At 75.3% G+C, this 10085-nt stretch carries 12 protein-coding genes; 9 read left to right on the forward strand and 3 right to left on the reverse strand.

Annotated features, from left to right (window positions below):
• Window position 1: 1 nt before the first annotated feature.
• Window positions 2-784: a response regulator transcription factor gene (locus ACIP4Y_RS33555; protein WP_401399641.1), complete on the reverse strand. Its 783-nt coding sequence runs from the start codon at window positions 782-784 to the stop codon at window positions 2-4.
• Window positions 785-899: 115 nt separating this feature from the next.
• Between ACIP4Y_RS33555 and ACIP4Y_RS33560 the strand changes: the two genes are divergently transcribed.
• The 3 genes from ACIP4Y_RS33560 to ACIP4Y_RS33570 are packed head-to-tail and all read left to right on the forward strand — an operon-like array spanning window position 900 to window position 3009.
• Window positions 900-1613: a glycosyltransferase family 2 protein gene (locus ACIP4Y_RS33560; protein ID WP_358647931.1), complete on the forward strand. Its 714-nt coding sequence runs from the start codon at window positions 900-902 to the stop codon at window positions 1611-1613.
• Window positions 1610-2239 carry a DUF2064 domain-containing protein gene (locus ACIP4Y_RS33565; RefSeq protein WP_401399643.1) on the forward strand — a complete coding sequence of 210 codons (630 nt, stop codon included), beginning with the start codon at window positions 1610-1612 and terminating at the stop codon, window positions 2237-2239. Before ACIP4Y_RS33560 ends, ACIP4Y_RS33565 begins: the two co-directional genes overlap by 4 nt.
• A complete protein-coding gene (locus tag ACIP4Y_RS33570) occupies window positions 2236-3009 on the forward strand; it encodes a class I SAM-dependent methyltransferase (protein ID WP_401399645.1) in 774 nt (257 codons plus the stop codon). Before ACIP4Y_RS33565 ends, ACIP4Y_RS33570 begins: the two co-directional genes overlap by 4 nt.
• Window positions 3010-3322: 313 nt before the next feature.
• On the opposite strand, the gene ACIP4Y_RS33575 is transcribed toward ACIP4Y_RS33570, so the two are convergent.
• Window positions 3323-4558: a molybdopterin-dependent oxidoreductase gene (locus ACIP4Y_RS33575; RefSeq protein ID WP_401399647.1), complete on the reverse strand. Its 1236-nt coding sequence runs from the start codon at window positions 4556-4558 to the stop codon at window positions 3323-3325.
• A gap of 113 nt (window positions 4559-4671) precedes the next feature.
• Here ACIP4Y_RS33575 and ACIP4Y_RS33580 point away from each other — a divergent pair, with 113 nt between their 5' ends.
• The gene (locus tag ACIP4Y_RS33580; RefSeq protein ID WP_401399649.1) at window positions 4672-6027 is read left to right on the forward strand and encodes a hypothetical protein; all 1356 of its coding nucleotides are present in this window, start codon (window positions 4672-4674) and stop codon (window positions 6025-6027) included.
• A gap of 90 nt (window positions 6028-6117) precedes the next feature.
• Here ACIP4Y_RS33580 and ACIP4Y_RS33585 read toward each other — a convergent pair whose 3' ends face one another.
• Window positions 6118-6858 (reverse strand): chaplin, encoded by a 741-nt coding sequence (locus ACIP4Y_RS33585; protein WP_401399651.1) that lies wholly within the window; start codon window positions 6856-6858, stop codon window positions 6118-6120.
• Window positions 6859-7136: 278 nt separating this feature from the next.
• Between ACIP4Y_RS33585 and ACIP4Y_RS33590 the strand changes: the two genes are divergently transcribed.
• The 5 genes from ACIP4Y_RS33590 to ACIP4Y_RS33610 all read left to right on the forward strand — a co-directional run bounded on the left by ACIP4Y_RS33590 (window position 7137) and on the right by ACIP4Y_RS33610 (window position 9909).
• The gene (locus ACIP4Y_RS33590; RefSeq protein ID WP_358648322.1) at window positions 7137-7697 is read left to right on the forward strand and encodes a DUF2243 domain-containing protein; all 561 of its coding nucleotides are present in this window, start codon (window positions 7137-7139) and stop codon (window positions 7695-7697) included.
• The gene (locus tag ACIP4Y_RS33595) at window positions 7697-8500 is read left to right on the forward strand and encodes a cytochrome c oxidase assembly protein (protein WP_401399653.1); all 804 of its coding nucleotides are present in this window, start codon (window positions 7697-7699) and stop codon (window positions 8498-8500) included. The genes ACIP4Y_RS33590 and ACIP4Y_RS33595 overlap by 1 nt, the downstream gene beginning before the upstream one ends.
• A gap of 36 nt (window positions 8501-8536) precedes the next feature.
• Entirely contained in the window at window positions 8537-9025 is a 489-nt protein-coding gene (locus ACIP4Y_RS33600; protein ID WP_401399655.1) for a MarR family winged helix-turn-helix transcriptional regulator, read from the forward strand.
• Complete coding sequence (locus ACIP4Y_RS33605) at window positions 9022-9471, forward strand: MarR family transcriptional regulator (protein WP_401399657.1); 450 nt, start codon at window positions 9022-9024, stop codon at window positions 9469-9471. The genes ACIP4Y_RS33600 and ACIP4Y_RS33605 overlap by 4 nt, the downstream gene beginning before the upstream one ends.
• 90 nt (window positions 9472-9561) lie before the next feature.
• Window positions 9562-9909, forward strand: coding sequence for a tetratricopeptide repeat protein (locus ACIP4Y_RS33610; RefSeq protein ID WP_361472665.1), 348 nt, complete (start codon window positions 9562-9564; stop codon window positions 9907-9909).
• Window positions 9910-10085: the final 176 nt, after the last annotated feature.

Genomic DNA, 10085 nt, shown 5'->3' on the forward strand with positions numbered 1-10085 from the left:
GTCAGCCCTCCTCGCCCAGGCCGCTCGGGTCGAAGCGGTAGCCGACGCCCCACACGGTCTGGATCAGGCGCGGCCGCGCCGGGTCGTCCTCGATCTTGCCGCGCAGCCGGCGGATGTGGACCGTCACGGTGGAGAGGTCGCCGAAGTCCCAGCCCCACACCTCGCGCATCAGGTCCTCCCTGCTGTACGCCCGCCCCGGGTGCCGCAGGAAGAAGGCGAGCAGGTCGAACTCGCGCAGGGTGAGAGCGAGTTCGGTGCCGTTCTTGGTGGCACGGCGGGCGGTGGGGTCGACGGTGAGGCCGGCGGCGGCCAGCGGTCCCGCGGCCAGGGCGGGGCGGGCGCGGCGGAGCACCGACTGCACCCGCAGGACCAGTTCCCGGGGGCTGAACGGCTTGGTCACGTAGTCGTCGGCACCGACCTCGAGCCCCAGGATGCGGTCGTCCTCGTCGCCGCGGGCGGTGAGCATGACGACGGGTACGGCGGCCCGTGCGCGCAGCCGGCGGCACACCTCCAGGCCGTCCATGCCGGGCAGCATCAGGTCGAGGACCACCAGGTCCGGCCAGTGCGCGGCGGCACGGGTGAGGGCGGTGGGGCCGTCGTCGGCCCGGTCCACGAGGTACCCGGCGCGGCCGAGGTAGCCGGCGACGACCTCGGCCACGGTGGCGTCGTCGTCCACGACCAGGACCCGGGCGGCACCGGGGGCGGCCGGCGGGGCCGGTGCGGGGGCGGCGGGGGCGGGCCCGCCGGTGGCGCTGCCCGTGCCGGGCAGGTGCGGCTGCTGCATGGTCCCAGCCTCGCACCGGGCCGTCGCGGGTGTCGCACCCGCGGCCCGCCCCCGGCCCCGACGTCCGCGTTTCGTAAGGAGCACCGGTCCGTTATGTCCGCTTCCCGTTCGTAGGGTGAACGGCGTGACCACCTCATCACCCTCTTCAGCGGCGAGCGTGGACGTGGTGCTGCCGTGCCTGGACGAGGCGGCGGCCCTGCCCTGGGTGCTCGCCCGGATCCCGGCCGGCTGGCGCGCCCTCGTCGTGGACAACGGCTCCAGCGACGGCTCGGCGGACATCGCCCGCGCCCTCGGCGCGACCGTCGTCCACGAGCCGCGGCGCGGTTTCGGTGCCGCCTGCCACGCCGGGCTCACCGCCGCCACCGCCGACGTCGTCTGCTTCTGCGACTGCGACGCCTCCCTCGACCCCGGGCATCTCGTGCCCTTCGTGCGGGACGTCCTCGACGGCCGGGCCGACCTGGTCCTCGGCCGGCGGCGGGCACGGGGCCGGGGCGCCTGGCCCGCGCACGCCCGGGCCGGCAACCTCGCGCTCGCGCGGCTGCTGCGCCGCCGTACCGGACTGCGGCTGCACGACCTGGGCCCGCTGCGGGCGGCCCGCCGGGAGCCGCTGCTCGCGCTCGGTCTGAGCGACCGGCGCAGCGGCTATCCGCTCCAGATGGTGGTGCGGGCGGCCGACGCCGGGTGGCGGATCACCGAGCACGACGTGCCGTACCTGCCGCGCGCCGGCACCTCCAAGGTGACGGGCACCTGGCGCGGCACCTGGCAGGCGGTGCGGGACATGAGCCGCGTCCTCGCCGAACCCCCGGCCGACCGGAGGGCCGTACGGTGACCACGCTGCTCGTCATCGCCAAGGAACCGCTGCCGGGGCGGGTCAAGACGCGGCTCAGCCCGCCGTTCAGCCCCGCGGAGGCGGCGGCGCTCGCCGAGGCGGCGCTCGCCGACACCCTGCACGCCGTGGCGGCCGCCCCGGCCGCCCGGCGCGTGCTGGTGCTGGACGGGGCTCCCGGGCCCTGGCTGCCGCCCGGTTTCGACGTCGTACCGCAGTGCGCGGGCGGCCTGGACGCCCGGCTGGCCGACGCGTTCGCCCGGTGCGAAGGTCCCGCCCTGCTCATCGGCATGGACACCCCGCAGGTCACCCCCGAGCTGCTCACCGTGGACTTCGCCGGGTACGACGCGTGCTTCGGGCCGGCGGCGGACGGCGGGTTCTGGGCGCTGGGGCTGGCCGAGCCCGCTCCGGAGCTGCTGCGGGGCGTGCCCATGTCGACGCGGTGGACGGGTGCGGTGCAGCGGCGGCGGCTGGTGGCCGCCGGGCTGCGGGTACGCGACCTGCCCCGGCTGCGGGACGTGGACACCGCCGCCGACGCGGCGGCGGTCGCCGCGCTCGCGCCGCACGGCCGGTTCGCCGCCCGGCTCGCCCGGTGCACCGCGCACACCGGCCCCGGGGCCGCCCGATGAGCACCCCGCCGGCCGTCGCCTGGGCCGGCGCCGATCACTACGCGGCCGCGCTGCGCTCCGGGCGCGGCCCGCTGTTCCTGCGCCGCAGCGACGGCTGGCTGCTGCCGCTGGAGGTCGAGCGGTGGTGCGCGCGGGCGGACCCGGTCGACCAGGCGCTGCTGGACCGCTGCGAGGGCGCCGTGCTCGACGTCGGCTGCGGGCCCGGCCGGCTGGTGGCGGAACTCGCCGTCCGGGGCCGTACCGTCCTCGGGATCGATGTCAGCGAGGCCGCCGTCGAGCACACCGTGCGGTTCGGCGGCCAGGCCCTCCGGCGCTCGGTGTTCGAGCCGCTGCCCGGCGAGGGCCGCTGGGGCACGGTGCTGCTCATGGACGGCAACATCGGCATCGGTGGCGATCCGCGCGCCCTGCTGGACCGGGTGGCCCGGCTGCTGTGTCCCAGCGGCCTGCTGATCGCCGAGACGGCCGCGGTGGACGTCGACGAACGCTCCGAGGTGCAGGTCGTCGCCGGCACCGGGGCGGGGACGGGCGGCGGCGCCTTCCCGTGGGCCCGGCTGGGCACCCCGGCCCTGCTGCGGTACGCGGGCCGGGCGGGCTGGCGGACGGTGGGTCAGTGGACGGCGGGCGGGCGCCGCTTCGTCGCCCTGCGCAGCCTTCCCCGCTCGCGGCTCCGCACCGCCAGCAGCAGCGCCGAGCCGCCGAACAGCACGGCGCTGATCAGCAGCCAGCGGGCGAGGAAGCCGTCCGGGGACAGGCCGGTGGCGGACCGGTAGCGCCGGTCCGCCATCCCGCTGATCAGCGGGAACCACACGAGCAGGAGCAGCCCGGACAGGGCGGCCGGGACGCGGACGTACCGCGTCCACTCCCGCCGCCCGGCGGCGCCGAGCCCGCGGACGACCGCCCGGTCCGCCACCGTGTACAGCGGCAGCAGCACGAGGTCGTGCAGCAGGGCCGCCCCCACCACCCAGAGCGCCACGGCCCGCCAGTCGCCCGCGAGCAGCCGCACCCCGGCATAGCCCGCGAGCGCGAACGAGCAGGCCAGCAGCAGGATCTGGAACGGGTTGCCGAGGGTCGGGCGCGGGCGCATCACAGGTCTCCGAAGGTCAGCCGGGCCACCCACTTGGTGTTGAGCACACCGGGCGCGGCGGGCACGATGATCCGCGCCGGGTAGCCGTGGTCGGGGGACAGTTCCTCGCCGTTGACGTACAGGGCGAGCAGCGAGCGCGGGTCGGCCACCTGGTTGGCGCGCAGGGCCGCGCGGCGGAAGGCTCCGTGCCGCTGGAGCGACTCCACGAACACGTCCGGCGGGTCGCCGTCGTGGCCGACGAGCGCCGCGAGGTCGCGCAGCCGCACCCCGCGCCACCACTGGTCGGCGGTCGACCAGCCCTCCACGCAGGCGATGGGCAGCGACGCGCTGTGCAGCGGCAGCCGGAGCAGCTCGGCGCGGCTCAGGCGCACGGTTCCGGTGCGCCCGGTGACGACGAGCCGCCACCCGTCCCGGTGGGTGTCGGCCGGGGTGATCCCGGCGTATGCGGCCGTCTTGTTGATCTGGAACCCGTTCGGGCCGCCGCCGGGGTCGGCCGCGCCGTGCGGCGCGAGCAGGGCCGTACGGCGGAAGGGGCCGCCCAGGCTCTGCCCCACCGTGGTCAGGAACAGCAGCAGCGAGCCGCCGCCGACCAGCGCCAGGGCCCCGCGCCGGGAGACGGTGGGCGCGGCGGGGCGCGGGGTGACCAGGTCGCCTTCCTCGCGCAGTCGCCGCCGCACCGCCCGCAGGGCCGTCGGCGCCTTCAGCACGGCGTGCGCCACGAACGCGGCGAAGAACACCCACGCGCCGTAGAAGTGCAGCGGATAGAAGGAGCCCGGGAAGACGTAGTCCAGCTGGACGTTGAGCACACCGGTCGTGAACTCGAACAGCCCGCCGCCGACGAGCAGCAGCAGGGAGATCCGTTCCAGCGCGTGCGCGACCGAGCGGGCCGGGGGCAGGGCGAACAGCCTCGGCACCACCGACCACAGCTTGGCCAGCAGCACCGGGATCAGGGTGATGCCGAGGGTGACGTGGACGCCCTGGGTGAACCGGTACAGCCAGACCGGGCCGGTGGGCCAGGCGAAGAGGTAGAAGCCGAGGATCCCCTTGTCCGGTGTCTGGTCGTTCACCCGGGACAGGCCGGGGTTGTAGGCCGCGTACGACACCAGCCCGGTCACGAACAGCACGCTGATGCCGACGAGCAGCACCAGACCGAGCACCGAGGTGAACCAGGGGCCGCGCAGCGGGCTGCGCCAGAAGCCGGGAGAGGAGGGGAGCCGCGGGTGGTGGTCTCGCATGGTCCGACGGTAGGCCGGAAAAACACCGGTGACGGGTCCGCCACCCATGACGAAACGCTGACGTCCGACCGCCGGTCCCGTTCTCCGCCCGGTCGCCCACCTAGCGTTCCGGTGTGACCCAGGCTCCCCTCCGTGACCGGTACGCCGGCCTGCGCGCCGACCTCGGTGCCGCGACCGCCGCCGCCCTGCTCGTCCTCGTCGCCGTGCTCGTCGGCCGGCACCTCCAGGACACCCGGCGCACCCTGTTCGTGCACTGGCCGCCGCTGTTCGCCGACTGGGACCCGCACCTGGGCCCGGGCACGCCGGCCGCCGTCGTGGTGGCGGTCTCCGTGGTGGTCTGCGGGCCGTCCGTGGCCGCCCGGCTGCCGTGGCGGGGGCTGCTCCTCGCGGCCTGGGGGACGGCGCTGGCCTGGACGTGGTCGCTGGCGCTGGTCGACGGCTGGCAGCGGGGCGTGGCCGGCCGGCTCACCACTCGCAACGAGTACCTCACCGTCGTCGGCCGCTTCCACGACATCCCGGCCGCCCTGCGCGACTTCACCCACCACATCGTCAGCGGCTCCCCCGCCCCCTGGCCCGCCCACATCGCCGGGCATCCCCCGGCGGCCACCCTCACCTTCGTCCTGCTGGACCGGGCCGGTCTGCGCGGCGGCGGCTGGGCCGGCGCCTGGTGCGTCACGGTCGGCGCGTCCGCCTGCGTGGCGGTGCTGGTGGCGGTGCGGGCCCTGGCCGACGAGCGCCTGGCCCGGCGGGCGGCGCCGTTCCTGGTCATGGCCCCGGCGGCGGTGTGGGTGGGGGCGTCGGCCGACGGGTACTTCGCGGCGGTCGCCGCCTGGTCCGTGGCCCTGCTGGCCCTCGCGGTCACCGGACGGTCCCTGGCCTGGGCGGCGGGCAGCGGTCTGCTGTACGGCCTGACCTGCTACCTCTCCTACGGCCTCACGCTCTTCGCGCTGATCGGCGCGGCGGTGCTGGTGGCGGGCCGGCACCGGGTCCGCGAGCGACCGGTCCTGCCGGTCCTGTTCCTGGCCGGGGCGGCCGTCGTCCCGGTGGTGTTCACGCCGGCCGGGTTCGACTGGTGGGAGGGGTACCGGCTGCTGGTCACCCGCTACTACCAGGGCGTCGGCGGCACCCGCCCCTACGGCTACTGGGTGTGGGCCAACCTGGCCTGCACGGTGCTGATCACCGGCCCGGCCACGGCGGCGGGGCTGCGGCGGACGGGCGCGCTGTCCGCCCGCCGTCGTACGGCACCCCGGGCCGAGGTCCGTCTCGCCCTCCTCGTGGCGGCGGCCCTGCTGGCCCTGCTGGTCGCGGACCTGTCCGGGATGAGCAAGGCGGAGACCGAGCGCATCTGGCTGCCCTTCGCGATGTGGCTGCTCGCGGCCTGCGCGTTCCTGCCACGACCGCGTGGCTGGCTCGCCGCGCAGGCGGCGCTCGCGCTCCTGCTGAACCATCTGCTGTTCACCGGCTGGTGACACCGCCCGCGGCCGCCGCGGTGCCCGGGCCGGCCGGCGTGCTGCCGGCCGGCCCGGTGCTCCCGGGTCAGGATCTGACCGGGGCGCGGATCAGCCCTCCCGGCCGGCCGCCCCGGACCGGAAGCGCCGGTACAGGACCGTTCCCCCCACCAGCGAGGCCAGGCCGGCGAGGGCCGCCGTCCAGGTGCCGTCCGTACCGGTGCGCGCGAGGGTGCCGGACGGCTGCCGTACGACGACCGGAACCGGCTTCGGCAGCGAGTGGACCGTCGGCGGGTGGTGCGGCCGGGGCGGCAGCGGAGGCTCGGAGTGCACCGGCGGGGTGACCCGCGTGGGCGGTTTTGACGCCGTCGGTGCGCTGGGCTCGGACCGGTCGCCCGGGCCGTTCACGGACGTGTTGCCGAAGACGGGATTGCCGATGCCCACCACGTTCACGGTGTTGCCGCTGACGTTCACGGGCAGATCCACCGGCAGTTGGATGCCGTTGCCGGAGATCACGCCGGGCGAGTTCTGCTCGCTGCCGTGGGCGGTGGCCCCGCCCGGCGCCGCGGCCTCTCCCTTCTGCTTCCCGGTGTCCTTCGCGGCGGTGTGGTCGCCCGCATTGGCGCAGCGGTTGCCCATCGCCGGGTTGAGCAGCCCGGCGATGTTGACGGTGTTCCCGCACACGTTCACCGGGAGGTGCACCGGCAGCTGGATGCCGTTGCCGGAGATCAGCCCGGGCGAGCCGCCCGCGGAGCCGTCCGCGGCGGAGTCGGCGTGGACCGGCCCCGCCACTGCCATCGCACCGGAAGCGGCGGCGACGGCGATCACACTGTTTCGGGTAACCCGTTTCATCGGTTCCCTGTCCTTCCACATACGGTCGCGGGCAGTCACCCGCATCCGGTGAAACGCTGGCCAAACCGAGCAAGTTATGGCTTATCAGCCTTTCGCCTGGCACGAAGTGCGTCCACGTGCGCCCGCAGGGCCGAATCCGGGCGGAGAAGTTCCGGCCGTTCCGCCCGCTTCGCACAGATGGCCGAGCGTGCCGCAGCGGTGAAGCCGGGTAGCTGGTAGCTCTCGGTGGGGCATCCGCTGCCCCCGAACGACCGAGGAACCGACCGAGACGAGGAGCGATGGCCACCACCGTGCGTGACCCCCGTGCCGACACCGCGCCCGCCAGTCTGCGACTGCCCGGGATCCTGCTGGGAGTGGGGCTCGGGGGATTCCTCGACGGCATCCTGCTGCACCAGCTCCTGCAGTGGCACCACATGCTCAGCAGCACCGACCACGACCGCATCGGCGTCCGGTACTACGACCCCCACACCGTCTCCGGGCTGGAGATGAACACCGCGTGGGACGGCATCTTCCACACCGTGTGCTGGCTCGCCGTCCTCGGCGGACTCGCCGTCCTGTACGGCCGGGTGACCACCGGCCGGCGGCAGGTGTGGGCGTCGCGGGTGCTGTGGGGCTGGATCCTGGCCGGCTGGGGGCTGTTCAACCTCGTCGAGGGCCTGGTGGACCATCAGATCCTGGGCATCCACCACGTCCACGGCGGGCCGTACCAGGTGTGGTGGGACATCGCCTTCCTGGTCCTCGGCGCGCTGCTGGTGGCCGGCGGCGGGCTGCTGCGGCGCGGCGCACGGCCCTTCGACCCGGCGGCCCCGCGTACCGGACGGGACGGAGACGCCGCCTGATGGGCCACCACCACGCCCCTCACCAGGAGAGCGGCGGTGTGCTCGGCGTGCTGCTGCCGGTTCTGGCCCTGCTGGTGTGCGCGGGCGGCTACCTGCTGCTGGTGCGCCGGGCGCGCCGCCGTGACCGGGTCTGGAGCCGCTGGCGGACCGCCGGTTTCGGCGCGGGGCTCGCCCTGCTGGCGGTGGCGCTGCTGCCGCCGCTCGCGCCCTTCGCTCACCGCGACTTCCGCGGACACATGACCCAGCACCTGCTCCTCGGCATGTACGCCCCGCTCGCGCTCGTGCTCGGCGCCCCGGTCACCCTCCTGCTGCGCGCCCTGCCCGCACCCCGCGCCCGCCGCGTCACCGCGGTCCTGCACAGCGGCCCGTCCCGCCTGCTCTCGCACCCGGTCCTGGCCCTGCTGCTGTCCACCGGAAGCCTCCCGGTCCTGTACTTCACCCCGCTCTACGACACCGTCCTCGCCCACCCGGCCGGACACTGGCTGCTGCACGCGCACTTCCTGCTGTCCGGGTGCCTGTTCGCGTACTCCGTCGCCGGGCCCGACCCCGCCCCGGCCCGTCCCGGGGTGCGCGCCCGGCTGGTCGTCCTGGGATGCGCGATCGCCGTGCACGCGGTCGTCGCGCAACTGATGTACGGCGGCTTCTGGGTGCACGTGCAGGCTCCGGCCACCGAGGTCCGGGGCGGCGCGGAGATCATGTACTACGGCGGCGACATCGCCGAACTCCTGCTCGCGGCGGCCCTGGTCGCCACCTGGCGCCCGGAACGCCCTGCGCTGCGGAGGCCGGCGGCACGGCCCATTTAGTAGCCATGTACATAGTAGCCATGTACTGTATCGGGCATGAGCAAGGTGTCCGAAGGAGCCACGCCCGGTTTCCTGGTGTGGCGGCTGTCCATGAAGTGGCGGGTCGCCGTGGACCGTGCGGTGGCCCCGCTCGGCCTGACCCACGCCCAGTACGCACTGGTGGCCTCGCTGTACGGCATGCACCGCTCCGGGGTGCGCCCCAGCCAGCGCCGCCTCGCCGACCACACCGGGCTGGAGGCCCTGTACGTCTCCAAGCTGGCCCGCAGCCTCGAGTCGGCCGGCCTCCTCGAACGCACCCGGGACCCGGCCGACCCGCGCGCGGTGCAGCTCGCGCTCACCGAGCAGGGCCGCGAGACCACCCGGAAGGCGATCGACGTCGTCCAGGGACTGCTGCGCCAGCTGCTGGCCCCGCTCGGCGGCCCCGACAGCCCGCGCGCCCAGGAGTTCACCCGGGACCTGACGGCCCTGCTCGACGCACCGCTTGACCCGTTCGGCACCACCGACCACCAGACGGAGCAGTCATGACCACCACCGCACCCCGCGCCGACGGCCGCACCATAGCCCTCGCCCACTACGCCTCGCGCGCCGTCCTGGAGCACGTCCTCACCCCGCACGGCATCGACTACCTGCAGTCCATCGCCCTGCGACTGACGGCCGTCGCCAACGGGCCGGTCGAGCGGGCCGACCTGGCGTATGGCGTCGTCAGCGCGGTGAAGGCCGACGAGGGCGACGCACGGCGCGCGATCGAGGGCCTGGCGGCCGCAGGCCTGATCGCCCCCGAGGGGCCGTCGAGCGTGCGCATCACGGCGGCGGGGCGGGAGCTGTGCGCCACGACCTCCGCCGAAGCCGCGGTGTTCTCCGCGCGGCTGTACGCGGGCATCCCCGAGGAGGACCGGGCGGCGGCCGGCCGCGTACTCAGCCTGGTCACCGAGCGGGCCGACGCCGAGCTGGCGGCCCTCCGCCGGCAGTAGAGCCTCTCCTCGGAGGTCGCAGACTTAGTGGAATATTAAACAACTGCCTTCGGTTGTGGCCGCCGAAGGAGGTCACGAGTGGAGACGCAAGTGGAGACCACGTACTACGACCGGGGCACCCCCGCCGAGCGCTGGGAGCGCGCGCGGCTGTTCTTCGACGCGAAGGACTACGCGGGCGCGGCCCGGGTGCTGGCCCGGCTGGTCGAGGAGGTGCCGGAGCAGACCGGACCGCGGCTGCTGCTGGCCCGCGCCTACTACCACTCGGCCCAGCTGCGCCGCGCCGAAGCCGAGCTGCGCACCATCGTGGAGCGCGACCCGGTGGAGCACTACGCCCGGCTGATGCTGGGCCGCACGCTCGAACGGCAGGCCCGGCACGAGGAGGCGGAGCGGCACCTGCGCATCGCCTCGGCGCTCGCGGGCGACTTCCCGCAGGAGTGAACCGGCCGGGGGCCCGGGCCCCCGGCACGTCCCAGGCCGCCCGGCCTCCGGCCCCGCGGATCACAGCGGGGCCGCCGCATGCAGGACCGGGAACAGGGTGACGGCGGAGTCCGCCGACGACACCGCGGACACCAGCGCCCCGGCGACCGCGCCCCAGACGGCCAGACACGACCGAG

This window comes from Streptomyces sp. NPDC088810, from assembly GCF_044750305.1.
In the GTDB taxonomy this organism is placed as follows: domain Bacteria; phylum Actinomycetota; class Actinomycetes; order Streptomycetales; family Streptomycetaceae; genus Streptomyces.

What these genes read in the sequence shown, in the direction of transcription:
- ACIP4Y_RS33555 (WP_401399641.1), bottom strand. Translation starts at nt 784, where the DNA reads ATGCAGCAGCCGCACCTGCCCGGCACGGGCAGCGCCACCGGCGGGCCC.
- ACIP4Y_RS33600 (WP_401399655.1), top strand. Translation starts at nt 8,537, where the DNA reads ATGAGCAAGGTGTCCGAAGGAGCCACGCCCGGTTTCCTGGTGTGGCGG.
- ACIP4Y_RS33595 (WP_401399653.1), top strand. Translation starts at nt 7,697, where the DNA reads ATGGGCCACCACCACGCCCCTCACCAGGAGAGCGGCGGTGTGCTCGGC.
- ACIP4Y_RS33590 (WP_358648322.1), top strand. Translation starts at nt 7,137, where the DNA reads ATGGCCACCACCGTGCGTGACCCCCGTGCCGACACCGCGCCCGCCAGT.
- ACIP4Y_RS33585 (WP_401399651.1), bottom strand. Translation starts at nt 6,858, where the DNA reads ATGAAACGGGTTACCCGAAACAGTGTGATCGCCGTCGCCGCCGCTTCC.
- ACIP4Y_RS33605 (WP_401399657.1), top strand. Translation starts at nt 9,022, where the DNA reads ATGACCACCACCGCACCCCGCGCCGACGGCCGCACCATAGCCCTCGCC.
- ACIP4Y_RS33570 (WP_401399645.1), top strand. Translation starts at nt 2,236, where the DNA reads ATGAGCACCCCGCCGGCCGTCGCCTGGGCCGGCGCCGATCACTACGCG.
- ACIP4Y_RS33575 (WP_401399647.1), bottom strand. Translation starts at nt 4,558, where the DNA reads ATGCGAGACCACCACCCGCGGCTCCCCTCCTCTCCCGGCTTCTGGCGC.